Genomic DNA, 25,539 nt, shown 5'->3' on the forward strand with positions numbered 1-25,539 from the left:
CGGTCTGCCTGTCACCGACCCGTCCCCTTCCTGATTTTTCCGGGGTGGCCACCCCGGAAAAATCAGTCCTTTGTCGCACGCAGCGACACGGAATGCATAAGACAAGCCTGTCTGGAAATGCGCGCTGGCGGCGATCCGACGCGCGTTTTCTGCGCTCTGACGGGTTCGGGCAACGCCCGGGTTCAGGCCGGCAGCGACCAGGTCCACCACGCCATCAACCCGATGAACAGCGCCAGCCCCATATGCAGCGCGACCAGCGCGCGCCCGTCGATCACGGGCGGCATGTCGGCGGAACGGCGTCGGGATGCGGTCATCAGGTGCCCTCCTGCGTGTCCTCCCCGCCGTGCGGCAGGGCGTGATAGGCCCGGTTGAAATAGACCAGCCCGCCCAGCGCGCCGCCGATGCGGATGGACTCGACCAGGCCGAAGATGACGCTGTGGGTCCCGACCTCGACGATGCGGTCGATCCGGCAATCGAACGAGGTCACGGCTTCTTCCAGCACCGGGGCGCCGGTTGTCATCGTCGTCCAGTGGCCGAAGGTGAAACGTTCGTACATGTCCAGCTTGCCGGCGAACGCGCCGGAAATGTCGCGCTGCCCGGCCGAGAGCACATTGATGCACAGCGGGCCGCCGGCATGGAAGGCCGGACGGGCGCGCGAATCCCGGTTCATGCACACCAGCAGGGTGGGCGGCGCGTCGGTGACCGAACAGACGGCGGAGGCGGTAAAGCCGACCGGATCGTCGCGCGTGCCCGTGGTGACGACGTTGACCGCCGCACCCAGCCGCGCCATCGCATCCCGGTAGGTCTGGGAATCAACCGTCATTCTTGCACCTTTCCTGCCGGTGTCCGACCCTGTCGGCCGACGACCCGCCTTGTGCGTCTTTCTGTCATATTATCGCCCAGGGGAAAACAGGAGGAAACCACCAAGATGGATGCCGACACGCTGCTGATCGGGCGGCAGGGCCGCCTCGGGCGGCTGACGCTCAACCGGCCGAAGGCGCTCAATGCGCTCGACCGTCCGCTGTTCTACCGCATCGCCGCCTGTCTGGACGCCTGGCGCGACGACCCCGGGATCGAGACCATCCTGATCGACAGCGCCAGCCCCCGCGCCTTCTGCGCCGGCGGCGACCTGCGGGCCATCCGCGCGGCGCTGGCGGCCGACGGGCCGGACGCCGCCGCCGCGATCTTCCGCGACGGCTACCGCCTGGTGTCGGTGCTGGCGCATTTTCCCAAGCCGGTGGTGTCCTTCATGGACGGCATCGCGATGGGCGGCGGCATCGGGCTGGGCGGCCATGTCCGGTACCGCATCGTGACCGAACGCACCATCGTCGCGATGCCCGAGACCGCCATCGGCCTGACCCCGGACGCCGGCGGGTCGTTCATCCTGTCGCGCGCGCCGGGCCTGTACGGCCTGCGTATGGCGCTGACGGGCGGGCGCATGCACGGCGCCGAGGCCGTGGCGGCGGGCTTCGCCGACCGGATGCTGCCGTCCGCCGCCCTGCCCGAACTGGCCGAGCGCCTGGCCCGCCAGCCGGCGGGGCAGGTCGTCGACATGGCCCGCCCGGTCGACCGGCCGGACCTGCCGCGCCCCGACAGCGTGAACGCCGTCTATGACGCCCCCGGCGTCGAGGCCATCATGGGCCGCCTGGCCGCCTGCCCCGAACCCTGGGCGGCGGAGGACCTGCACGCCCTGCGCCAGGCCTCGCCCTTTGCGCTGCGCGTCACCTTCCGGGCGTATCACGCCGCCCGCCGGCTGCCGGACCTGAATACGGTGCTGGAACAGGAATACCGCCTGATCGCCAGCCTGATCCGCCATCCCGATTTCGCCGAGGGCGTGCGCGCCAAGATCCTGGACAAGGACAACGCGCCGCGCTGGGCCGATGCCGCGACGGCGACCCCCACCGATATCGAGGCCTGCTTCGTCCCGCGTCCCGATACGCTGGACCTGCCGATCTTCCCCGCGCCCTGATCCGGCTCGGCGGCCTGCCTCAGGGCGCTGCCCTGAAACCCGCCAAAGGGCAGCGCCCTTTGGAAACCCAGTCGTCCAGCGCCTGGCGGAGTGCCTGATTCCATTGGCGAATGTTGATGACCTGCAGAAGATCTTCGACGATTTTCCCGATCGTTAAGGGAATGAAGTGAACGGCGTCATCGGGAAATTCATTGGCCTGTCATCACTTTCCGAGGCGCATGACCGTGCGTTGGCGGCCGGGACATGGCGTTTTCTCGAACGATCGGCCATTGGGTTTGAATTTTTGTTCTTCGACTGGTATGATGGAACGCAGAGCAGGCATCGCGCGGCGGAACAGTCTCACTGCCCGCCTCTGCGAATTGCGGATTTCGAGCCGTTGTCTCAACGGACCGAATCCTATTTTCCCCGTCTGGGGCTGGATCTTTCCGGTCCCTGTTTTTTTCCGGGCCGTCGCCTGCACGATGCTGGTCGAAACGGTGGAGAAGATATGGCAGCCGATTGCAACCCGGCACGACGGGAGCACGTTGCACGACATGCCCGGCGTGATCGGGGACATGAAGGCGATCCCGCCAGGCCCCGCAACGCGGCAGGCGTGTGAAGCTTTTTTCCGAACAAGGAGAACAGGATGCAGAATTTCTCGCCGCAATCGACCGCCTTTCCCGCCCTGGCCGACTTCGAGGTGTCGGACAACGCGGGACGGACCCTCTGGCTCGCAGCCGCCGTGGCCGCCATCTGTGGCGGCCTCTACGGCTACGACACCGGCATCATCTCGGGTGCGTTGCTGCTGATTACGCAGGATTTCCATCTCGGCAGCCTGTATCAGGAACTGGTCGCGTCCGCGATCCTGGCGGGTGCGGTGGTGGGCGCCATCGGCACGGGCTGGCTGTCGGAACGCTTTGGCCGCCGCGCCTCGGTGATGATCGTCACCGCCGTGTTCGTCACCGGCGCGCTGGCCTGCGCCGCCGCCCCGGATGTCGGAATGCTGATCGTGGCGCGCGTCTATCTGGGGCTGGGCGTCGGCGGATCGACGCAGGTGGTTCCGATGTATATCTCGGAACTGGCGCCGGCGGCGCGGCGCGGCAAGCTGGTCACGCTGTTCAACGTCGCGATCGGCATCGGCATCTTCCTGGCCAACATCATCGGCTTCGCCGCGCGCGATGCCTGGGGCTGGCGGCCGATGATCGCCGTGGCGGCGCTGCCGGCGGCCTTCGTGTTCGTGTCGATGTTCTTCCTGCCCAAAAGCCCCCGCTGGACGGCGGAAAACGAGGGGCTGGAGTCGGCGGTCGCGCAACTGAAGCGCGTGCGGACCTCGCGCAAGGAAATCCGCAAGGAAATCAGGAAGATCCGCGAGGCGGCCGAAAATGTCGACGATGCCGATCGCGGCTGGCGCGGCCTGCGGCAGCCCTGGGTGCGTCCGGCCCTGGTCGCGGCGCTGGGCGTCGCCTTCTTCACCCAGTGCGGCGGGCTGGAGATGATGATCTATTACGCGCCGACCTTCCTGTCGGACGCGGGCTTCGGTCATTCGTCGGCCCTGCTGGCCAGCCTGGGGGTGTCGGTGGTCTACCTGGTCATGACGATGCTGGGTTCGGCGATCGTCGATCACGTCGGCCGGCGGCGCCTGATGCTGCTTATGGGGCCGGGGTCGGTCGTCAGCCTGCTGGGGCTGGGGCTGATGTTCGCCATCCATCCCGACAAGGGCAGCGTCGGCAGCTGGATGATTATCGTATTCCTGCTGATGTTCATGATGTTCAATTCCGGCGGCATCCAGGTGGTGGGCTGGCTGCTGGGGGCCGAGATGTTCCCGCTGTCGATGCGCGGCACCGCGACCAGCCTGCACGCCGCGACCCTGTGGGGCAGCGACCTGCTGGTGACCAGCACGGCGCTGACCCTGGTGAACCTGATCTCGCTGGGCGGGACGATGTGGTTCTATGCCGGTGTCAATCTGGTGTCGGTCGCGTTCATCTTCTTCCTGGTGCCCGAGACACGGGGGGCGTCCCTGGAAGACATCGAAACCGCCCTGCACGAGGGACGCTTCCGCCCCACCCGCGGCCGCACCGCGATCGTCGAGGCCTGATCCCCCGGCAAAGGGCCTGGGCCCCATAGGCGAAAAGTAACGCTTCTTCCTTGGCTCTGGGCAAGGGAGGTCGGGCGTTGCCCGAACCCACCAGGGCCTGAGGCCCTGGACCCCGATCATGGATAACGGATTGGTTTCCAAAGGCCTGTGGCCTTTGGCGGGTTTCAGGGCAGCGCCCTGAGATTTCTTGCGAAATGCTACCTTCGCGCCTATGGGCCTGGGCCCTTGCCTTCTTTCCTGCCCGGCGGTGGAGCGTCGGCGTGAAACATGCCATCATGCCGCAGGCAAGACCAACAGACCGTCCGGATCCCTCTGTCATGACCAGCATCTTCGTCGTTTCGGCCGTACGCAGCGCGATCGGCGGTTTCGGCGGCGCCCTGCGCGGCACCGCCCCTTCGGCACTGGCGGCGCGGCTGATCGCCGCCGCCGTGGCGCGGGCCGGAGTGCCGGTGGATGCGGTGGGGCAGGTGGTGCTGGGGCAGGTCATCCCCACCGAACCGACCGACCTGTACCTCTCGCGCCACGCGGCGGTGCGGGCGGGCCTGCCGGTGGGCACGGCGGCGATGAACGTCAACCGCATCTGTGGTTCGGGCCTGCAAGCCATCCTGTCGGCGGCACAGGCCATCCGCCTCGGCGACGCCGACATCGCCGTGGCGGGCGGGGTCGAAGTCATGAGCCGCGCCCCTCATCTGGCGACCGACGCCCGTTTCGGCCGGCGGCTGGGCAACCAGACCCTGCTGGACCTGCTGGTGGGCGCGCTGACCGACCCGTTCGACGATGTCCATATGGGAATCACGGCCGAAAATGTCGCACGCAGCCACGGCATCACCCGCGCCATGCAGGACGACCTGGCGTTTGAAAGCCATCGCCGGGCCTCGGCGGCGATCCGCGCCGGCTATTTCGACGGCCAGATCGTCCCGATCGAAATCCGCGCCGGCGGCCGCACCACGCTGTTCGAGCGCGACGAACATGTGCGTCACGACGCCGCCCGGGCCGATTTCGACGGGCTGCGCCCTGCCTTCCTCAAGGACGGCGGAACGGTCACGGCGGGCAACGCGTCCGGGATCAATGACGGCGCGGCCATGGTGGTGCTGGCGTCCGAAGACGCGGTGCGCCGGCTGGGCCTGACGCCGCTGGCACGGCTTATTTCCTACGGGCACGCAGGGGTGGAACCGTCGCAGATGGGCATGGGCCCCGTGCCCGCCACCCGCACCGCGCTGGGCCGCGCCGGGCTGGGCGTCGCGGACCTCGACATCCTGGAAATCAACGAGGCCTTCGCCGCCCAGGCCTGCGCCGTCAGCCGCGTCCTGGACCTGGACCCCGCGCGGGTCAACCCGAACGGCAGCGGCATCTCGCTGGGCCACCCCATCGGCGCCAGCGGCGCCATCGCCACCGTGCGCCTGGTCCACGAACTGGCCCGCACAGGCGCGCGGAACGGGCTGGTCAGCCTGTGCATCGGAGGTGGACAAGGGATCGCCGCCGTGTTCGCGCGGGCATGACGGGCCGGGCGCTGTCCGAACCCGCACAGGGCCTCGGCCCTTTGAGCCCCGTCATGGAAAAGGCGGAATGTCCCATGCGGACATGGCTGCGTCTGGTCATGCGGTAAAAGCTGCGCTAGCAGCTACATATGAGCATGTCCTCTCGCAGCGGGATTCACCTGGTGGCCATATGGCCACTGGTGCTGCTTGCGCTTTTGGCACGCCTCTCTTTCGGCAGCATGGTCGCGCCGTCCGCCGTCTTTGACGACCCCGTCAAACAGCTGGCAAAATTCTCCATTCTCTGCGACGCGCCTGCTCCGCTGTCTCATCCGGATGGGAAGCATCATCATTCCCTCGACGATCAGGATGGTTCCTTTCTTCTGACAGATGCGCTGGAACTCCTGCCCCTCGCGGTCACGGCATTCCTTTTCGCATCACTGTGCATGAACGGCGTCCCTCGGAGCTGGGTCTTTCCGCTCGCGCGCGGCCCTCCATTCCGCGAGCGTTCATCGCTTTGTCCCCAGGGGCCACCTGCCTGACCTGACCGCCACCGAGCCGCCCGCGCGTAAAGCGCGCGGGCTTTCTGTGCTGTTTGTCCAGGTTTCAATCAATGTTCCATATATCCCGCGCCGCCCGCTGGTCTCTCGGCGCGACGGCGCTTCTCGGCACCGTCGCGCACGCGGCGCCGCCGCAAGACGGCACCCCCGCCACCACGTCGCAAAGACTGCCCGCGACAGAGAACATCATCGTCACCGGCGCCAACCGCGCCCCCGCGACCATTCGTCCCGCCGGTCAGACAACTTACAGCGCCGATCGCAGCAGCTTCGGGAACCAGGTCGGCCAGACCGTTGCCGACATGGTGGTGACCATCCCCGGCGTCAGTTTCACACAGGGCAATGGTCCGCGCGATACGGTGGTGTCGGTGCGAGGCTCCGGTGATCGTCAGTCCTACGGGCTCAAGAACCTCCAGATCCTTGAGGACGGCTTCCCGATGACACAGTCGGATGGCACGGCCCGTGCGGATCTCATCGACCCTCACGCCTACGAGGGGGTGGATGTCTTCGAAGGGCCGGCCTCCACCGTCTACGGCAACTACGCCATCAACGGCGCGATCAATTTCCGAACCCGCAAGGGCGCCGATATCCACGGCCTGGAACTTGGCTCGGATTTCGGCAGCTTCGGGATGTTCAACAATTACGTCACACTGGGGCTCGGGAATCGAACCTACGATCTGATGGTCTTCGGCAGCGATGTCCGAGGTCAGGGCTTCATCGCAAACAGCAGCTACAATACCTCGACCGAGAACATGCGCCTGCGCGTCAATGTCACGCCATCGGACCGCCTGATCCTGAAGGTCGTCAATAATATCACGGATGCCTTTCTGCCCGTGCGCCTGTCGCTCAGCCAGTTCCGCGCCAACCCCTTCCAGCAGGGTTGCCAGGATGCATCGCATGCAGCGCCGGGGTGCGCTTTCGTCAACCTTCTGGTGAACGGCCGCTATGGCGCAAAAGAGGCCATGAGCCCGCAAGCCGCCGGACTGGGGCGCTTCGATCGCCGCACGGTGGTCGGCCTGCGCTGGGAGCATGACTTCAACACTCACCTCACCTGGCGCAACCAGTTCACTTACGACCAGCGCCACGTCGACCAGCCGACATCCCCCACGGCGTTTGTCGGCCCCTATAATTCCTACAACGTCAGCAGCGATATGACGCACCAGGCGCGGATCGGCGGAACCTCTCTGGAAACATTCGGCGGGGTGAACTTCGACTATCTCGACTTCGGTTATCAGACCTACAATGTCATGCCGTCCGGAGGCGCGACACGCGGTGCGAAAAGTTCGGAATCCTATGGTCATCAATGGAATCTGGGTGCCCGGTTCCAGGAAGACTGGCACTTTGCCCCGCGTTGGCATGCGGTCGTGGGGCTGGGAGGCACCTATTCGGACCTTGGCGCCGCGGAAACGCTCTACGGCTATTCCGAAGCAGGCGCGACCCGACGCGATATCACCGCCAACCGTTTTTTCTTCAACCTCGCCCCGGAGGGCGCGCTCATCTACACACCCACACAGGCATGGACGCTGCATACCCGTGTCGGAACGGCTTACGGAACGCCCTCGTCTTCCAATCTTTTCATAACACCACAAGGGACATACGGAAACAACACGCAACTGAAAAGCCAGACCAGCGTGGGCGTCGATGTCGGCGCCGACTGGCGTCCCACCGCCGACATCCATATCCAGGCGACGGGATTTTACGAGTTCTATAACGACGAACTGGTCAGCCAGTCCGCCGGCGTGAACACGGTCGGATCGTACACCTTCAACGCTCCCGCCTCGCAGCATCGCGGCATCGTGCTGGGGGCGGACTGGAAACCGCTTCCCAAGACGCTGCCGGGCGGCAGAATGACCCTTGGCTATACCTACGATAATCAGGTTTACACGAACTACGCCGAAGTTCTTTCCAACAGCACGATGTCACGCAGCTTCAGCCGGAAGGGAAACCGTATTCCCGGCGTCATTCCCAATTTCCTCAACGCCCGTTTTCTCTACACCCAGCCCGATGGTCCGCTGGAAGGTCTGGGTGGCTATGCCGAAGTCACCTGGCGCGACGCGTACTGGCTGGACAATGCCAACCGCCTGAAAGCGCCCGGCTATGCGCTGCTCAATCTCGAAATCCACTATGATCCACCGAAGCGTTTCGGATGGACACATCGTCTGCACTGGTACTTCGAAGTGCAGAACGTCGCCAACGAGACCTACGTCGCGGGCGCCACGAACATCAGCGATACGCTGCTCGCCAACGGGCGGCAGGCCGGCGGCAGCACACTCATGAACAGCACAGGCTCCATCTACGCCGGATCGCCACGGGCGTATTTCGGTGGTGTGCGGATCCGGCTCTGAGGCACATGACCATGAAACGTCTTCTCGCGGGCCTGGGGCCCGATCGTCGCACGGTCTGGCGCTGGCATTTCTTCGCGGGCCTGTTCTGTCTGCCCTTCATTGCGTTCCTGTCGCTGACAGGAAGCATCTATCTGTTCAAGCCGCAGGTCGACGCGCTGATCGACTGGCGTTTCGACCATCGTATGGCGGTCTCCGCGCCTTCTCCCCGGCAGGACGTCCGTGCCGCCCTGGCCGCCGTGCCCGGAAGCAGCTTTCTTGCGTATGAGCTTCCGCGCTCACCCCAGAGCGCGGCACGCGTGATTGTGGATCATGACGGGGAGGCCATTCGGGTCTATGTCGATCGGAACCGTCACACGATCCTGAAAACCGTCCCGGAAGAAAAGAGGTTCGAGCGGCTGGTCTTCCGCCTGCATGGACAGCTCCTGCTTGGCAATGCCGGTTCGGTCATCACGGAGATGGTCGCCTCCTGGACGATCGTTCTGGTGGTGACGGGCCTGTGGCTGTGGTGGCCCCGCGACCGGCGTCATTGGGGTGGTCTCCTGTATCCGCGCCTCAGCCCCGGCGGTCATGCACGCTGGCGGGATCTCCACGCCGTCACGGGCGTCTGGGTGTCCCTGTTCCTTACCCTGTTCCTGGTCTCGGGGCTGCCCTGGTCGTTTGTCTGGGGGCATGCGCTCCAGTCCGTCGAACACGCAGTCGGCCGGTTGACCTCGGTGCAGGACTGGGAAATCGGGGATGTTCCAGCACGTGACACCATTGCCGGTCGCCCGATGCCCATGCCGGGCAAGACGATGGATATGGCCGGTATGGACATGCCCGGAATGGACATGCCTGCCGCCATTCCGGCAGAGCCGGCCCAAGGGAGCCCTGCCGCGCTGGATGCGGTGGTTCAGGCCGCCGAGGCGCTTGCCCTGCCGCCCCCGGTCCTTATAACGCCGCCCGCGTCCCCCGACGCACCGTGGACCGTCCGGTCCGATACGCAGGATCGTCCCTTGCGCGCAAGCGTGAAGGTCGGAGCGGACGGACGGCTGATCTCGCGCGAGACTTTCGCCCGGAAGGGGTGGGTCGATCGCGTCGTGGGCTATGGTGTGGCGGCGCATGAGGGGCATCTGTTCGGTTGGGCCAATCAGGCGCTCAATCTGCTGGTCGCCCTTGGCCTCATGCTGATGAGCGGCGCGGCGATCGTCCTGTGGCTGATACGCCGGCCTGCCGGTCGGTTCGGCGCGCCTCCACCGCTGGAATCGCAACGGGCTGGTGTCGCGGCAATCGGCGTCCTGTGCGTCCTGGGCGTGCTTCTGCCCGAACTTGGCGTCTCGCTGCTTCTGCTGGTTCTGGCAACCCGCCTTGCGCGCTTGGGGGAACGCGGGTGAGCGGCTCAGGACCCAGGCAGCATGCGTGAGAGATCGGCCGCCATCTGATGAGAACTGGAATCGACCGGAATCATCCCCACAAGATGGTTCCGGCCGTCCATCAGATAAAGCAGGGAACTGTGGCCGATGAGATAGCCCGAGCCGTTGCCCGCATGGCGTCCGGCCGAGACGTGGAACGCGTCCATCACCGGTCGGAGCTGCCTGTCCGTTCCGGTCAGCCCCACGATGCGGGGCGAGAACCGTGACACATAATCCTGTACGACTGGTGGCGTATCGCGCTCCGGGTCCACGGAAATGAACATGGGCGTCACGGCACGGCCTTTGGGGCCGAGTTCGTCCAGTGCCGCGGACATGGTTCCCAGCGTCAAGGGACAGACATCGACGCAATGAGTGTAGCCGAAATAGATCAGGGTGTATCGCCCCCGGAAATCATCCTGCGTGACGGCACGTTCGTACCCATCGGTCAGCGCATAAGGACCACCAACCGTGTCATGGTTCTGCGACGTCAGCAGCGTGCGGAAGGCTGCCGCCGCCGCCAGCAGGGCAACGGTCACTCCTGCGATCAGAAAGATAAGTTTCCGGTCCTGTTGCGCGGAGACACCGCTTCGTCGGGTATCCGCTCTTGTGCGACTGGTGTGGCGTTTCATGGGTGTACCATAGCAAGGACCAGTCTTCCGCGCATCCGAAGGCAAGGGCGTTGCCCTGGACCCACCAAAGGGCCAAGCCCTTTGGAAACCCAGGACTTCATAAAACGAATGGGATGCAAGGGCCGAGGCCCTTGCCGGGTTCGGGCAGCGCCCGGCTTTCCTGCGGCACGTCAGGCCCGCATGACCACCCGTTCGCCGACGTCCGGGACCGTGAAGCCGAAGACCTGGCCATAGAAATCCAGTTCCAGTTCCAGGGCGCGGCGGATCGTTTCCTCCCGGCGGAAGCCGTGGCTTTCGCCGGGGAATTCGTAATGGGCGTGGGGGATGCTGTTGTCCGCCAGGGCCTGGGCCATGGCGCGGGCCTGGCCGGGCGGGACCACGGCGTCGTCCAGCCCGTGCAGGAACAGCACCGGGGCGCGGATTCCGCTGGCCTGCGTCAGGGGGGACCGGGCCAGGTAGATGGCCTCGGCCGCCGGATAGGGGCCGACCAGGCTGTCCAGGTAGCGGGATTCGAATTTATGGGTCTCCTGCGCCAGGGCACGCAGGTCGGTGACGCCGTACAGGCTGGCTCCGGCGGCGAACAGGCTGGAGCGCGCCAATGCCAGCAGCACCGTCAGCCCCCCGGCGCTGCTGCCGCGAATGGCGATGCGGTGCGGATCGACGCGGCCGGTCTCGATCAGATGGCGGCAGGCGGCGATGCAGTCCGCCACGTCGATTTCGCCCCATTTCCCGTCCAGCCGCCGGCGATAGGCACGCCCGAAGCCGGTCGATCCGCCGTAATTGACGTCTACCACGGCGAAGCCCCGGCTGGTCCACCATTGCACCTTGAAGGAAAAGGCCTCGCTCGCCCGGCCGGTCGGGCCGCCGTGGGCCATCACGATCAAGGGCGGCTTCTCGTCCGCCGGGCCGCGAAAGCGGCTGCTGGCCGGCGGGTAGAAAAAGGCGTGGCCGTGCTGCGCCCCGCCCGGCCCGTCGGGCAGCGGGAAACGGATCGTCTCGGCCCGCGCGATGTCGCCGGGCGTCAGCGGCAGGGTTGTGGCCGCGCGCAGGACCTCCGGCGGCGCGCCGTCGCGACAGCGCACGATTGCCGGCGGCCCATCCGGCGGGGTGTCGATCCACGCCAGCGATCCGTCCGGCAGCGGGGCCGGGCACTGCGCCGGATAGCCCAGATTGATGGTGTGAACCGTCGCCGGCCGGTCCGTGCCGCGCGCGATATGGATCGTCCGCCCCTCGCCATGGTCGATGGCGATGGCCAGGATCGACCCATCGGGCAGCGGACGGTAGCTGCTTTGCCCGAACACCCAGTGCGGCAGGCCGATTTCGGCTTCCATCGGGGCGACGGGCGCGGCCGCGCCGTCCGGCAGGGTGAAGCGCAGCAGGTTCCACCAGCCGCTGCGGTCCGACGCCGCATACAGCACCCGCGCGTCGGCCCAGGCCGGTTCGATGACCGATTCCGGATCGCCGTCGCCCGCCAGCGTCCGGACATCGTCCAGCGCGCATCCGCCGTCCACGTCCCGCGCCAGGCGGGCCAGGCGCAGGCGTGTCGCCTCCCATGGCATGGACGGGTGGTCCCATTCGATCCATGCCAGAGAGCGCCCGTCCGGCGACGGTCGGGGCGAACTGACGAAATCCGGCCCGGACACCAGGACCTGCCCTTCCTGGGTCGCGGGATCGCCGCCCGCCAGCGGCAGCGCCACCAGGGTCGAGACCGGCTCGCCGCCCGCGCGATGGTCCTCGCGCACGCAGAACAGCCGGTCGCCCGCGGGGTCGAAGGCGAAATCGGCGAAGCGCAGGCCGCCGAGCGTGCTGATCGCCCGCGCCGGCGCGTCGGCCTCGACGATCCAGACGCTGCCGTCCGTGCGGTTGCTGAAGGCGACGCGGCCGCCCGAGGCGGCATAGGCCCCGCCCCCGTATTCATGCACCCGGGTGCCGACATCCAGCGGCGCGGGGGTGATATCGACCGCGCCCTCCTGCGCCCTCCAGCGGACCAGGACGGTCCGCCCGGCATCCGACGGGCGGGTTTCCAGCCAGAAGATCGCGTCGCCGTCGGTCTGCACCGCCGACAATCCCACCGTCTTGCCCGCGACCAGCGCCGTGGTGACGGCGGACGGCCAGGTGCCGTAGGGCCGCTCGGAGACGGACGGACTATTCGCGACGGTCGGATCTGCCATGTGTATGCTCCTGTTTGCCTGTTCCGTTCGTCGTATTGACTTGACACCGCGCCGGCCAGACGGTTCCTCAGCCTGTTCTTCGCAACAGGACAGGTCCGGTCCCCTGCTTCATCAGTTCGAATCCCTTTTCATACAGTACGGATACGGCGTGATCGGCGTGGTCGTCATGCTGGAAAGCATGGGCCTGCCGCTGCCGGCCGAAACGCTGATTATTTCGTCCGCCCTGTATTGCGCGGCCACGCATCGGCTGGATATCGGCTGGGTCGCGGTGGCGGCTGTGGTCGGTGCGATCATGGGGGACAATTTCGGCTATCTGATCGGGCGGATCTTCGGCTACCGCCTGCTGCAACGGCATGGGGCGAAGGTTTGCCTGACGCCGCAGCGCCTGATGCTGGGACGCTATCTGTTCAGCCGCCATGGCGGCAAGGTGGTGTTCTTCGGCCGCTTCATCGCCGTGCTGCGGGTCTTCGTCGCCCTGCTGGCGGGGGCGAACCGGATGCCGTGGCACACGTTCCTGCTGTTCAACGCCCTGGGCGGCATCGGCTGGGCGGGGGGCTATGCGTTCTGCACCTATTATCTGGGGCACGAGGTGCTGCAAGTCTCGGGGCCTGTGGGGATCGCGCTGGGGCTCGTCGCGGTCGCGGTCATCGGCGGCGGGTTTTTCTTTCTCAAGAAGAATGAGCTGCGCCTGACCCAGGAGGCCATGGCGGCGGCCGAACGCGAACGGAGAGGGGAAAGGCCGGCATGAACGTACCCGCGAAATGGACGATCGACCGCGCCCCCGACCTGACCGGACGGGTCGCCGTGGTCACGGGTGCGACCGGCGGCCTGGGGTACGAAACCGCGTGCGGGCTGGCCGCGCGGGGGGCGATGGTGATCCTGGCCGGCCGCAACCCCGACCGGGGCGCGGCCGCGCTGGCCCGCCTGCAGGGCCGGGTGGCGGACGCGCGGGCACGGTTCATGCCGCTGGACCTCGCCAGCCTGGCGTCGGTCGCCGCCTTCGCGCGGGACCTGGCGGACCAGGCGGCGTCGCTGGATATCCTGGTGAACAATGCGGGGCTGATGGGCGCGCCGAACCGGCAGGAAACGGCCGACGGGTTCGAGCTTCAGTTCGGGACCAACTATCTGGGCCATTTCGCCCTGACCGCGCGGCTGCGGCCGCTGCTGGTCCGGGCGCCGGGCGGCGGCCGCGTCGTCAGCGTCGCCAGCCTGGCGGCCTGGCGGGGGCGGATCGTGTTCGACGACCTGCAATCGCGCCATCGCTATACCCCCTTCGGGGCATACCAGCAGAGCAAGCTGGCCAACCTGATCTTCGCCCTGGAACTGGACCGGCGGGCGCAATCGGCGGGCTGGGCGCTCCATTCCATCGCCGCCCATCCCGGCTGGTCGCTGACCGATATCGCGGTCAGCCGTTCGGACGCGCCGCAGGGCGTGGCCGAACGGCTGATGCGCCGCCTGACCCATGCGGCCTTCCGCCTGCTGGGACAGTCGGCCGAAGCCGGCGCCCGCCCGATCCTGTTCGCCGCCGCCGGGGCCGAGGCATCGGATGGCGGCTATTACGGCCCGTCGGGACGCGGAGAACGGCGCGGCCGGGTGGCCGACGCCCGCGTGCCGCCGCAGGCCCGCAACCTGCCGGCGGCACGGCGGTTGTGGGAGGTGTCGGAACGGCTGACGGGTGTTGCCCTGTCGTAGGGGCCTTCAAGGGGCTTAACCCCTTGGAAATCCCGCGCGGTCCTATCCTACGCGCGGCAGGGTGACGACGAAGCGTGCGCCGATGACCGCGCCGGCGGCGTCAATGCGGTTTTCCGCCCGGATGGTGCCCTTCAGGGCCTCGACGATCTGGCGGCTGATGGACAGGCCCAGCCCGGAATGCTGGCCGAAATTCTCGCTGGTCGGGCGTTCGGAATAGAAACGGTCGAAAATGCCGTCCAGCTTGGCCGCCGGGATGCCCGGCCCCTCGTCCGTCACGGCGACCTCCACCATTCCGCCGGAGGCCGGGGCGGCCGCCAGCACGATCCGCCCATCGGGCGGCGAGAACGAGATGGCGTTGCCGATCAGGTTACGCAGCACCTGCACCAGCCGGTCTTCCACCGCCAGCACCGCCAGCGGCCGGTCGGGCGTCTCGCCGGTGCTGGTCACGCTCAGGATCGGCTGGCCCGGCGTGCGTGTCGCCTGGTGGATTTCGGCCAGCACGGCCAGGATGGGCACGACGGCGACCGGTTCGGTCCGCGCGCGCGACAGTTCGGCATCGACGCGGCTGGCGTCGGAGATGTCGGTAATCAGCCGGTCCAGCCGCCGGACGTCGTCGGTGATGATCGACAGCAGCCGCCGCTGGCGGTTGAGGTCCTCGATCCGGCCCAGCGTCTCGATGGCCGAGCGGATCGACGAGAGCGGATTCTTGATTTCATGGCTGACGTCGGCGGCGAAGCGTTCGATCGCGTCCATGCGCGCCCACAGCGCGCGGGCGCTGTCGCGCAGGGCGCGCGCGACCTCGCCGATCTCGTCCCGGCGGGCCAGCAGGCGGACGGGTACGGTATCGGTCCGCCCCGACGTCTCGCGCATCACATGGGCCGATGCCGCCAGCCGCAGCAGCGGCCGCGCGATGGTCAGCGACAGGTACCACGACAGCAGCACGGTGACCGCCAGCGCCATCAGGAACAGCGACAGGATCGACGACCGCACCGCGAAGACCGAGCGATCGACATCCCGTGCCTGGCGCGTCAACTGGATGATGCCGATGGTCTGGCCGTCATGCATCACCGGCTCGGCGACGGTGACGATCAGGTGGCGATGCGCGGTGCGGCGGATATAGGGCGGCATTTCCGGCGCCGAGGAGCCGCCCGGGCCGGTCACCGGCTGGACGCTGGGGTCGGTGTCGGGCGTGTCCAGGGTCACGATCCGCGCGCCCGACAGGGTGGGCAGCAGCGACAGCAGCGCGTCATAGAACCGTTCGGCGAACCCGGCGCGCGCCGGGGCCTCGTCGGCCGCCCGGCTGCGGTCGGTGTCATCGTCGCCGGCCAGCGGCGAGGGCAATGGCTGGGCATCGACACGCCCGCGCGCCCCGCCCTGCTGGACCGCCGCCTCCTCGACGCGGCTGTCGGCCACGACCTGCCCGTCGGGCGCGAACAGGCGGGCATGGGCGCTGGGGCTGGGTTCGGTCAGGCGCAGCAGCAGCGGGCGGGCCAGCGGCGCGTCCAGCACCGGCTGCGCCCCGCGCCCGAAGGCGACCGCGCTCTGCCCCAGCGCGCCGGCATAGATCCGCGCCTGTTCGCGCAGCGCCGTGACCTCGGCCTCCAGCAGGCTGTTCTGGAACTGGTTGAGATACAGCAGCGTCAGCGCCAGCAGCATCAGCGGCAGCGCGTTGACCAGCAGGATCCGGCGCATCAGCGGCGAGACCAGCCGCGTGCGGTATTCCATGTAGGCCGCCGCCGCGTCGCGGTTCAGGGCCGCGGCACGCGGGACCACGATGTCGCGGAACCGGGTGAACGGATCGGGCAGGGCGAAGGTCCTGTTGCCGATACGCACCCTTATTCCTCCTTGTAGCGGTACCCGATGCCGTACAGGGTCTCGATCTGGTTGAATTCGTCGTCCACCTGGCGGAATTTCTTGCGGACGCGCTTGATATGGCTGTCGATGGTGCGGTCATCGACATAGATGTTCTCGCCATACGCCGCGTCGATCAGCTGGTCGCGCGACTTGACCAGCCCCGGCCGCGCCGCCAGCGCCTTGACCAGCAGGAATTCCGTCACCGTCAACTGGATGTCCTTGCCGCGCCACAGGCACTGGTGCCGGGTCTCGTCCAGCGACAGGTCGCCGCGCACCATGGTCCCGCCTGTCGCCGGGCCGCCGGCGGCCTCGACACGGCTGGCCTCGTTCCGGCGCAGCAGGGCGCGGATGCGCTCCAGCAGCAGGCGCTGGGAAAACGGCTTGGTGATGTAATCGTCGGCCCCCAGGCGCAGGCCCATCAGCTGATCGACCTCCTCGTCCTTCGACGACAGGAAGATCACCGGAAGCTGCGAGCGGCTACGCAGGCGCTGCAGCAGCTCCATCCCGTCCATGCGCGGCATCTTGATGTCGAGGACGGCGAGGTCCACCGGGCGGCTCATGATCCCGTGCAGCGCGCTTTCGCCGTCGGTGTAGGTCCGCACGGTGAAGCCCTCGGCCTCCAGCGTCATCTGGACCGACGTCAGGATATTCCGGTCGTCATCGACCAGCGCGATGGTGTGTTTCGTCGGCTCCATTCCCGTGTTCTCGCTCCATGCCGGCCGGTCTGCGGCCTTCCCGCTCCTGCCCGGGCGGGCTGGCCGGCCCCGGGGTGGCCCACAGCATAGCGCCAGCCAGGCCCCCCTGTCATGGGCGGCGATCCTGACCATCCGTCCATGTTCGGGCGCACGGGCCGGGGGGCGCCTGTCCGCAGGGCGGACGAACCCCGCAAATTCATCATGCCGCGCGCGCCCGCGACGCCTTGTCCATCGGCGCGGGCTCACCTACTTCATCAGGCATGAGCCACGATACAGACCCCACCCCCGTCGTCGACTCTCCGAACGGAGAGGCCGGCGTCTTCCCGCCGGGCCAGCCGTCCGGTACCGCAACGGACCAGGACGCCGCCCAGGCCCCCGGCAGCGCAGGCGGCGAAAGCCGCATCCAGGAGCTGGAAAGCGCGCTGGAGGACATGCGCGAGAAATGGATGCGCTCCGAGGCGGAGATGCAGAACCTGCGGACCCGCACGAAGCGCGAGATCGAGGATGCGCGCCAGTACGCGACCCAGAAATTCGCGCGCGACGTCGTCGAGGCCGCCGAGAACCTGAAGCGCGCGCTGGCCAGCCTGCCCCACGTGACCGAAGGCGAGGACCGGCTGATCGCGCGCATGCGCGAAGGGATCGAGAGCACCGAGCGCTCGTTCATCGGCATCCTGGAACGCCACGGCATCACCGCCGCCGACCCGGCCGGCACGCCGTTCGACGCCAACCACCACCAGGCGATGGCCGAACAGCACAGCGACGAACATCCCCATGGCACCGTGATCCAGGCCTGGACGCCGGCCTGGACCCTGCACGGCCGCCTGCTGAAGCCCGCGATGGTCGTGGTGTCGAAGGGATCGCCGACGCCGGACAAGACGGGGACCGACAACACCGGCGGCTGAGGCGCCCCGGCCGCGAAAGCGCCAGGCCGGCGCCTGTCCCATGAAACGCCCCTTGAAACGAAGGACGGGGCTGAATACATGCAGGACAGGTTCGGCGGCACGGTCGCGGATGTGGTGAAACAGTCCGTCCAACCCGCCAGAACAACAGGATCTAGGGTCCCACCCGGTGCTTCGGGCCGGGTCGGGCCGCTGAGAGGAGAGCATTCATGAGCAAGGTTATCGGTATCGACCTGGGCACGACCAATTCGTGCGTCGCCATCCGCGAAGGCGACGAGACCCGCGTCATCGAGAACAGCGAAGGCGCGCGCACGACGCCGTCGATGGTCGCCTTCGCCGACAATGGCGAGATGCTGGTCGGCCAGTCCGCCAAGCGCCAGGCCGTCACCAACCCCACCAACACGCTGTATGCCGTCAAGCGCCTGATCGGTCGCCGCTATGACGACCCCACCGTGACCAAGGACAAAGGCCTGGTCCCCTATTCCATTGTCGCCGGCGACAATGGCGATGCGTGGGTCGAGGCGCAGGGCAAGAAATACGCCCCGTCGCAGATCGCCGCCTTCGTGCTGGGCAAGATGAAGGAGACCGCCGAGGCCTATCTGGGCGAGACGGTGTCGCAGGCGGTTATCACCGTCCCGGCGTACTTCAACGACGCACAGCGCCAGGCGACCAAGGACGCCGGCCGCATCGCCGGCCTGGAAGTGCTGCGTATCATCAACGAGCCGACGGCGGCGGCGCTGGCCTACGGCCTGCAGAAGAAGAACGGCGGCACCATCGCGGTCTATGACCTGGGCGGCGGCACGTTCGACGTGTCGGTCCTGGAAATCTCGGACGGCGTGATCGAGGTGAAGTCCACGAACGGCGACACGTTCCTGGGCGGCGAGGATTTCGACGCGCGGATCATCAGCTACCTGGCCGACGAGTTCAAGCGCGAGCAGGGCATCGACCTGCGCGCCGACAAGCTGGCGCTGCAGCGCCTGAAGGAAGCGGCGGAAAAGGCGAAGATCGAACTCTCCTCCTCCAAGGAGACCGAGATCAACCTGCCGTTCATCACCGCCGACGCCTCGGGCCCCAAGCATCTGGTGCTGAAGCTGAGCCGCGCCAAGCTGGAAAGCCTGGTCGACGACCTGATCCAGCGCACGATGGAGCCGTGCCGCGCGGCCCTGAAGGACGCGGCGGTGTCGGCCGCCGAGATCGACGAGGTGATCCTGGTCGGCGGCATGACCCGCATGCCCAAGGTCATCGAGGCGGTGAAGCAGTTCTTCGGCAAGGAGCCCGCGCGCAACGTCAACCCCGACGAGGTCGTGGCCATCGGCGCGGCCGTGCAGGGCGCGGTGCTGAAGGGCGACGTCAAGGACGTGCTGCTGCTTGACGTGACGCCGCTGTCGCTGGGCATCGAGACGCTGGGTGGCGTGTTCACCCGCCTGATCGACCGCAACACGACGATCCCGACCAAGAAGAGCCAGACCTTCTCGACCGCCGAGGACAACCAGGGCGCCGTGACCATCAAGGTGTTCCAGGGCGAGCGCGAGATGGCGGCGGACAACAAGCTGCTGGGTAATTTCGACCTGACCGGCATCGCCCCCGCCCCGCGCGGCGTGCCCCAGATCGAGGTGACGTTCGACATCGACGCCAACGGCATCGTGTCGGTGTCCGCCAAGGACAAGGCGACCAACAAGGAACAGCAGATCAAGATCCAGGCGTCGGGCGGCCTGTCCGATGCCGACATCGAGAAGATGGTCAAGGACGCCGAGGCCAACGCGTCGGCCGACAAGGCCAAGAAGGAACTGGTCGAGGCCCGCAACCAGGCCGAAAGCCTGGCGCATCAGGTCGAGAAGTCGCTGGCCGAGGCCGGCGACAAGGTCCCGGCCGGCGACAAGGCCGAAGCCGAGGCCGCGATCGCCGCGGTGCGTAAGGCGCTTGAGGGCAGCGACGCCGCCGCCCTGAAGACCGCGTCCGACACGCTGTCCCAGGCGGCGATGAAGATCGGCGAGGCCGTCTACAAGGCCGGCCAGGCCGAGGCGGCCCCGGGTGCCGGCGCCGCCGGCGCGACCGGCCCGAACGGCGAAAAGGTCGTGGACGCCGATTTCGAGGACGTGGACGACAAGAAGTCCGCCTGACCGTCGCACAGACACCCCGACGACCGGCGGCGCGGACCACACCCCGCGCCGCCCCAGCGACCGAAGGCGCCCGCGCTTCTGTGAAGGCGGGCGCTTTTTCCATGTATGACAGGGCCGAACCGATGGGCGTCCGTTGCCCATGACGGTGCGGACATTCCGGCACGGCCCCGCCAGTGAGGACCATGATGGCCACCAAGCTTGATTACTACGCCGTTCTCGAAGTCTCCCGCGATGCAAATGGCGACGAGCTGAAAAAGGCGTATCGCAGGCTGGCCATGCAGTACCACCCCGATCGCAATCCGGGGGACGAGTCCGCGGAATCGCGCTTCAAGGAGATCAACGAGGCGTATGACGTCCTGAAGGACGAGCAGAAGCGCGCGGCCTACGACCGCTTCGGTCACGCGGCGTTCGAGGGCGGCGGCCCCGGCGGTGGCGGCGGGTTCGATTTCGGCGGCGGGCTGGGCGACATCTTCGAACAGATGTTCGGTGACATGATGGGCGGGCGTCGCGGCGGCCGCCGGTCCGGCGGCGACATCCAGGTGCAGGTGACGATTTCCTTCGTCGAGGCCTTCACCGGGGTGAAGAAGCCCATCACCGTGCCCACCCGCGTGACCTGCGAGTCCTGCGACGGCACCGGCTCGGCCGACCGCGACCAGGGGGCGGTGTCCTGCCCGACCTGCCACGGCGCCGGCAAGGTCCGCGCCCAGCAGGGGTTTTTCCTGGTCGAACGCGCCTGCCCGACCTGCCATGGCACCGGCAAGATGGTCCGCAACCCGTGTACCGTCTGCCATGGCGCCGGCACGGTGGAAAAGGATCGCACGCTCGAGATCGCGATCCCGGCGGGGGTCGAGGACGGCACGCGCATCCGCCTGTCCGGCGAGGGCGAGGCCGGAGGCAAGGGCGCGACCCCGGGCGACCTGTACGTCCATGTCGCGGTCGAACCCCATCCGATTTTCCAGCGCGATGGCGCCAACATCTATTGCCGCGTGCCGCTTCGCATGGCGCAGGCCGCCCTGGGCACCGAGATCGAGGTGCCGGTCGTCGACGGGTCCCGCGCCAAGGTGAAGATCCCTGCCGGCACCCAGACGGGCGAGAATTTCCGCCTGCGCGGCAAGGGCTTCTCGGTGCTGCGGTCGTCGGCGCGCGGCGACATGTATATCCAGGTCTCGGTCGAGACCCCGCGCCATCTGACCAGGCGCCAGCGGGAACTGCTGGAGGAATTCGAAGGCGAGGCCGGCGACCACGACCGCGCCAACCCCGAAAACGCGGGCTTCTTCAGCAAGGTCCGCGACTTCTTCGAAGGCAAGCTCTGAATCGGGTTCGGGCAAGGCCCGACGTGCTCCTGCTGTTGAAAGGGGCTCGGGATAGCGGTAGAAAACGTCGTCCATGGTGATCCCCCCACTCGCACCGTGGATATCCAGGCGGCGCGATCCCCCGGTCGCGCCGCCTACCGTTTTTCGGGGACATGAGTCCGGGACAAGCACATGACGACACAGACGGTCCGGATCGGCATTGCCGGGATCAACGGGCGGGTCGGGCGCCTGCTGCGCGAGGAAGTCGCGGCCAGCGGCGCCGTGCTGGCTGGCGGCACGACGCGCGACGCCGGCCCCGCGGCGCCCGGCCTGGTCGCGACCCTGGCCGAACTGGCCCCGCGCTGCGACGTGGCGATTGATTTCACCCATGCCACCACCATCCGCGACCATGCCGCGATCCTGGCGCAGGCCGGGGTGGCCTGGGTGCTGGGCACCACCGGCCTGTCGCCGGCCGACCAGGACGCGGTGCGCGACGCGGCGCGCCGCATCCCCGTCGTGCAGGCGGCGAATTATTCCCCCGGCGTCACGCTGGTCACGCGCCTGGCGCGCCAGATGGCGGCGGCCCTGCCCTCGGGCAGCTACGACGCCGAAATCCTGGAAATGCATCATCGCCAGAAGGTCGATGCCCCGTCCGGCACGGCCCTGGCCATCGGGCAGGCCGTGGCCGACGGGCGCGGCATCGACCTGGCCGCCCATACCGAAAGCGGCCGGACCGGCCATACCGGCCCGCGCGGGGCGGACGCCATCGGCTTCGCCGTGCTGCGCGGCGGCCAGATCGTGGGCGAACATACGCTGCTGTTCACCTCGGCCACCGAACAGATCGCCCTGACCCATCGCGCGTTCGACCGACGCGTGTTCGCAACCGGGGCCGTCCGCGCGGCCTGGTGGGTCCGCGACCGCCCGCCCGGTCTGTACAATATGGAAGACGTGCTCGGCCTGGCGTGACGGGCGGGTGCCCCTATTCCCCGGATCGGACCGTGATATCCGGTGAAAACACTTGACGATCTGTAGGTATTCGGCCAAACGGACCCGCCTGGACCCCGCATGCCCGGCGGCGTCATATCTTTCACCGTTTCGAGGTAGACAGGACCATCATGCGTAACAAAGGCGATTTTCTGTTCACATCGGAATCGGTGTCGGAAGGCCATCCCGACAAGGTTGCCGATCGGATCAGCGATACCGTTCTGGACGCCTATCTGGCCGCTGATGGCGAATCCCGCGTCGCCTGCGAAACGCTGGTGACGACGAACCGGGTGGTCCTGGCCGGCGAGGTGCGCGGACCGTCCTCGGTCACCACCGAAAGCCTGATCGAGGGCGCGCGCGCCGCGATCCGCGACATCGGATACGACCAGGCCGGCTTCTCGTGGAAGAACGCCAACGTCGAATGCTACCTCCACGCGCAGTCCGCCGACATCGCCGTCGGCGTCGACAGCGCCGGGAACAAGGACGAGGGTGCGGGCGACCAGGGCATCATGTTCGGCTTCGCCACGCGCGAGACCGAGACGCTGATGCCGGCGCCGCTCTATTACGCCCATGGCATCCTGCACCGCATCCGCGACCTGCGGAAGGCCGGCGACGCCCGCGTCGCCAACCTGCAGCCCGACGCCAAGAGCCAGGTCACGCTGCGCTATGTCGATGGCCGCCCGGTCGGCGCGACCTCGGTCGTCATCTCCACCCAGCATGACGAGGGCGCCAGCCAGCCGGAGATCCGCGACGCCCTGCGCGAGATCGTGCGCGACGTCCTGCCCGAGGGCTGGATGTGCCCGGACGACGAATTCTACGCCAATCCGACCGGCGTGTTCGTCATCGGCGGACCGGATGGCGATTGCGGCCTGACGGGGCGCAAGATCATCGTCGACACCTACGGCGGCGCGGCTCCGCATGGCGGCGGCGCGTTCTCGGGCAAGGACCCGACCAAGGTCGATCGCTCGGCGGCCTATGCCTGCCGCTACCTGGCCAAGAACGTCGTGGCGGCCGGCCTGGCCGATCGCTGCACCCTGCAGATCTCCTACGCCATCGGCGTGTCGCATCCGCTGTCGGTCTATGTCGATCTGGACGGCACCGGCAAGGACGTGGACGAGGCGAAGCTGGGCAGCGTCCTGCGCGAGGTCATGAACCTGACGCCGCGCGGCATCCGCCAGCACCTGCGCCTGAACCGCCCGATCTATACCGAAACGTCCGCCTATGGGCATTTCGGCCGGACGCCGGACGCCGCCCGCGACAATTTCACCTGGGAACAGACCGACCTGGTGGACGCGCTGCGCGGCGCGTTCAACCGCTGATCGCCGCACCAGGCGCAGCATGACGGCACGGCAGGACGACGCCGCGACTCCGGCGGCCCCCGACGTCAAGGCGTCGCCCGACCGGCTGTACGGCCGGCACCGGGGCCACCCGCTGCGTCCCCGCCAGCAGCGCCTGCTGGACCTGACGCTGCCGCGTCTGCGGCTGGACCCCTCCGTGCTGGCCGATCCGGCGCGTGGGTTCGGCCGCTCGCCCTCGGAACTGTGGCTGGAGGTCGGGTTCGGCGGCGGCGAGCATTCGCTGGCCCAGCATGCGGCCCATCCCGACGTCGGCTATATCGCCTCCGAAGTGTTCGAGAACGGCATGTGCTCGCTGCTGTCCCGGCTGGTGCCGGACGGGCAGGAAGGCACGGCCCCGGTCCCCGACCTGCTGCGCCTGTGGGACGAGGACGCGCGTGCCCTGCTGCGCGCCCTGCCGGAACAGTCGATCGACCGGATGTTCCTGATGTTCCCCGACCCGTGGCCCAAGGCCCGGCACGCCAAGCGCCGCTTCGTCCATCCCGCGACGATCCAGCTGGTCGCCCGCGTGCTGAAGCCGGGCGCCACCTGGCGCGTCGCCAGCGACGACCCGACCTACCAGGCCTGGGTGGAAGAGGTCATGGGCGCGCAGGATCTGTTCGACACCGCCCCCCCGGCCACCGAACGGCCCGAGGGCTGGCCCCCGACCCGCTACGAAGCCAAGGCCCTGCGCGCCGGGCGGCAGCCGCTGTACTGGGTGTTTACGCGGCGCTGACGCATGGGATGTCCCCGCCAAGGGTAGTCGCCCTCTGGAAACCCGTTCGATATCAAATGTTTGGGGTGCAGGGCCTCAGGCCCTGCCGGGTCCAGGGCAGAGCCCTGGTTATACGTCAATTTCAACAGGATGACGCGCGGGCCCAGGCCGCTGGGGAAGGTCGGGCTCCGCCCGAACCCGGCAAGGGCCTCGGCCCTTGCATCCCATTCGTTTTATAACGTCTTGCCTTCGTTGCGCGATTATCGCTCGCCGCCGGGCGCGTTGCCAAACCGGCGATAGATAAAGGGCGGCGGGTCGGCGGGCAGGCTGTCCAGGATCGCCGTGATCCGGTCATGGTGGGGCGAGCGGGTGCAGACCGGGTCCGTCGCCCCCGCATCGCCCAGCAGCGCCAGCGCCTGGCACCGGCAGCCGCCCCAATCCTGTTCGCGGAATTCGCAGCCCCGGCAGGGTTCGGGCATCCAGTCCGTGCCGCGGAACTGCCGGAACAGCGGCGCGTTTTGCCAGATCTCGGCCAGGGTGGCGGTGCGGATGTCGGGGAAGGGCACGCCCGTGAGGGTCTCGGCCGCATGGCAGGGCAGGACCCGCCCGGCGGGCGATATATTGACGAACCGCTGTCCCCATCCGCCCATGCAGGGCTTGGGCCGGTCCGCGTAGTAATCCGGCGTGACATAATCAATGGTCATGCTGGACCCCAGGCGCGCGCGCGCGTCCTCGACCGCCTGCGTGGCTTCGTCCAGCTGGGCGCGGCTGGGCATCAGGGCGGCGCGATTGACCAGCCCCCAGCCGTAATACTGGGTATGGGCGATCTCCACCCGGCGGGCGCCCAATGCACGCGCCAGTTCCAGCATGCGCGGGATGCGCTCGACATTGTCGCGATGGATGACGAAATTCAGCGTCAGCGGCATGCCGTCCGCCACGACGATCCGCGCGGCCTCCAGCTTCTTTTCCTGCGCGCCCTTCATGCCGCCGACCTGCTCGGCCGGGCCGGCATCGACGTCCTGGAACGACAGTTGCACATGGTCCAGCCCGGCCTCGGCCAGCGGGCGGAACGTCGCCGCGTTCAGCAGCACGCCCGAGGTGATGAGGTTGGTGTACAGCCCCCGTGCGACCGCGTGCCGCACCAGTTCCGGCAGGTCGGGCCGGGCCATCGGCTCGCCGCCGGAAAAATGAACCTGCAACACCCCCATCTCGGCGGCCTGGTCCAGGATGCCGATCCAGTCGGCGGTCGCAAGCTCGGCCTCCCGCCCATCCAGCGCCAGGGGGTTGGAACAGTACGGGCATTGCAGCGGGCAGCGATGCGTCAGCTCCGCCAGCAGGCTCATCGG

Annotated in this window: 22 protein-coding genes; 15 read left to right on the forward strand and 7 right to left on the reverse strand. The window is 67.8% G+C overall.

The window, feature by feature from the left end:
• Positions 1-182: 182 nt before the first annotated feature.
• Both HLH21_RS17115 and HLH21_RS01555 read right to left on the reverse strand, forming a co-directional pair.
• Entirely contained in the window at positions 183-314 is a 132-nt protein-coding gene (locus HLH21_RS17115; protein ID WP_264811537.1) for a hypothetical protein, read from the reverse strand.
• Positions 314-823: a flavin reductase gene (locus HLH21_RS01555; protein WP_182940482.1), complete on the reverse strand. Its 510-nt coding sequence runs from the start codon at positions 821-823 to the stop codon at positions 314-316. Before HLH21_RS01555 ends, HLH21_RS17115 begins: the two co-directional genes overlap by 1 nt.
• A 105-nt stretch (positions 824-928) precedes the next feature.
• Here HLH21_RS01555 and HLH21_RS01560 point away from each other — a divergent pair, with 105 nt between their 5' ends.
• The 7 genes from HLH21_RS01560 to HLH21_RS01590 all read left to right on the forward strand — a co-directional run bounded on the left by HLH21_RS01560 (position 929) and on the right by HLH21_RS01590 (position 9,790).
• Positions 929-1,969, forward strand: a complete 1,041-nt coding sequence (locus tag HLH21_RS01560) for an enoyl-CoA hydratase/isomerase family protein (RefSeq protein WP_182940483.1) — start codon at positions 929-931, stop codon at positions 1,967-1,969.
• 166 nt (positions 1,970-2,135) lie between these two features.
• Positions 2,136-2,567, forward strand: coding sequence for a hypothetical protein (locus HLH21_RS01565; protein WP_182940484.1), 432 nt, complete (start codon positions 2,136-2,138; stop codon positions 2,565-2,567).
• 27 nt (positions 2,568-2,594) lie between these two features.
• On the forward strand, positions 2,595-4,043 hold the full coding sequence (locus tag HLH21_RS01570) for a sugar porter family MFS transporter (RefSeq protein ID WP_182940485.1): 1,449 nt from the start codon (positions 2,595-2,597) through the stop codon (positions 4,041-4,043).
• 317 nt (positions 4,044-4,360) lie between these two features.
• Entirely contained in the window at positions 4,361-5,542 is a 1,182-nt protein-coding gene (bktB, locus tag HLH21_RS01575) for a beta-ketothiolase BktB (RefSeq protein ID WP_182940486.1), read from the forward strand.
• A gap of 128 nt (positions 5,543-5,670) precedes the next feature.
• On the forward strand, positions 5,671-6,060 hold the full coding sequence (locus HLH21_RS01580) for a hypothetical protein (RefSeq protein ID WP_182940487.1): 390 nt from the start codon (positions 5,671-5,673) through the stop codon (positions 6,058-6,060).
• A 71-nt stretch (positions 6,061-6,131) separates the two neighbouring features.
• Positions 6,132-8,420: a TonB-dependent receptor family protein gene (locus HLH21_RS01585; RefSeq protein WP_182940488.1), complete on the forward strand. Its 2,289-nt coding sequence runs from the start codon at positions 6,132-6,134 to the stop codon at positions 8,418-8,420.
• 11 nt (positions 8,421-8,431) lie between these two features.
• Complete coding sequence (locus HLH21_RS01590) at positions 8,432-9,790, forward strand: PepSY-associated TM helix domain-containing protein (protein WP_182940489.1); 1,359 nt, start codon at positions 8,432-8,434, stop codon at positions 9,788-9,790.
• 5 nt (positions 9,791-9,795) lie between these two features.
• On the opposite strand, the gene HLH21_RS01595 is transcribed toward HLH21_RS01590, so the two are convergent.
• Positions 9,796-10,437 (reverse strand): SCO family protein, encoded by a 642-nt coding sequence (locus HLH21_RS01595; protein ID WP_182940490.1) that lies wholly within the window; start codon positions 10,435-10,437, stop codon positions 9,796-9,798.
• A gap of 170 nt (positions 10,438-10,607) precedes the next feature.
• Positions 10,608-12,608 (reverse strand): S9 family peptidase, encoded by a 2,001-nt coding sequence (locus HLH21_RS01600; RefSeq protein ID WP_182940491.1) that lies wholly within the window; start codon positions 12,606-12,608, stop codon positions 10,608-10,610.
• 166 nt (positions 12,609-12,774) lie between these two features.
• On the opposite strand from HLH21_RS01600, the gene HLH21_RS01605 reads away from it, so the two are divergent.
• Both HLH21_RS01605 and HLH21_RS01610 read left to right on the forward strand, forming a co-directional pair.
• Entirely contained in the window at positions 12,775-13,356 is a 582-nt protein-coding gene (locus tag HLH21_RS01605) for a DedA family protein (RefSeq protein ID WP_246379070.1), read from the forward strand.
• A complete protein-coding gene (locus tag HLH21_RS01610) occupies positions 13,353-14,300 on the forward strand; it encodes an SDR family oxidoreductase (RefSeq protein WP_182940492.1) in 948 nt (315 codons plus the stop codon). Before HLH21_RS01605 ends, HLH21_RS01610 begins: the two co-directional genes overlap by 4 nt.
• Positions 14,301-14,342: 42 nt before the next feature.
• On the opposite strand, the gene HLH21_RS01615 is transcribed toward HLH21_RS01610, so the two are convergent.
• Together HLH21_RS01615 and HLH21_RS01620 are read right to left on the reverse strand one after the other, a co-directional pair.
• Entirely contained in the window at positions 14,343-16,025 is a 1,683-nt protein-coding gene (locus HLH21_RS01615; protein WP_182940773.1) for an ATP-binding protein, read from the reverse strand.
• A gap of 110 nt (positions 16,026-16,135) precedes the next feature.
• A complete protein-coding gene (locus HLH21_RS01620; protein WP_182940493.1) occupies positions 16,136-16,849 on the reverse strand; it encodes a response regulator transcription factor in 714 nt (237 codons plus the stop codon).
• A gap of 260 nt (positions 16,850-17,109) precedes the next feature.
• Between HLH21_RS01620 and HLH21_RS01625 the strand changes: the two genes are divergently transcribed.
• From HLH21_RS01625 to trmB, 6 genes are all read left to right on the forward strand, one after another.
• Positions 17,110-17,751, forward strand: coding sequence for a nucleotide exchange factor GrpE (locus HLH21_RS01625; RefSeq protein WP_182940494.1), 642 nt, complete (start codon positions 17,110-17,112; stop codon positions 17,749-17,751).
• Between the two features lie 206 nt (positions 17,752-17,957).
• Positions 17,958-19,868, forward strand: a complete 1,911-nt coding sequence (dnaK, locus tag HLH21_RS01630) for a molecular chaperone DnaK (RefSeq protein WP_182940495.1) — start codon at positions 17,958-17,960, stop codon at positions 19,866-19,868.
• Between the two features lie 185 nt (positions 19,869-20,053).
• Positions 20,054-21,181: a molecular chaperone DnaJ gene (dnaJ, locus tag HLH21_RS01635; RefSeq protein WP_182940496.1), complete on the forward strand. Its 1,128-nt coding sequence runs from the start codon at positions 20,054-20,056 to the stop codon at positions 21,179-21,181.
• A 171-nt stretch (positions 21,182-21,352) separates the two neighbouring features.
• A complete protein-coding gene (gene dapB, locus HLH21_RS01640) occupies positions 21,353-22,126 on the forward strand; it encodes a 4-hydroxy-tetrahydrodipicolinate reductase (protein ID WP_182940497.1) in 774 nt (257 codons plus the stop codon).
• A 149-nt stretch (positions 22,127-22,275) separates the two neighbouring features.
• Complete coding sequence (gene metK / locus HLH21_RS01645) at positions 22,276-23,463, forward strand: methionine adenosyltransferase (RefSeq protein ID WP_182940498.1); 1,188 nt, start codon at positions 22,276-22,278, stop codon at positions 23,461-23,463.
• Between the two features lie 19 nt (positions 23,464-23,482).
• Entirely contained in the window at positions 23,483-24,214 is a 732-nt protein-coding gene (gene trmB, locus HLH21_RS01650; protein ID WP_182940499.1) for a tRNA (guanine(46)-N(7))-methyltransferase TrmB, read from the forward strand.
• A gap of 239 nt (positions 24,215-24,453) precedes the next feature.
• Here the strand turns inward: trmB and pqqE are convergent, their stop codons facing one another.
• Positions 24,454-25,536, reverse strand: coding sequence for a pyrroloquinoline quinone biosynthesis protein PqqE (gene pqqE / locus HLH21_RS01655; RefSeq protein WP_220789634.1), 1,083 nt, complete (start codon positions 25,534-25,536; stop codon positions 24,454-24,456).
• Positions 25,537-25,539: the final 3 nt, after the last annotated feature.

This window comes from Gluconacetobacter johannae (assembly GCF_014174305.1).
GTDB classification, from domain to species: domain Bacteria; phylum Pseudomonadota; class Alphaproteobacteria; order Acetobacterales; family Acetobacteraceae; genus Gluconacetobacter; species Gluconacetobacter johannae.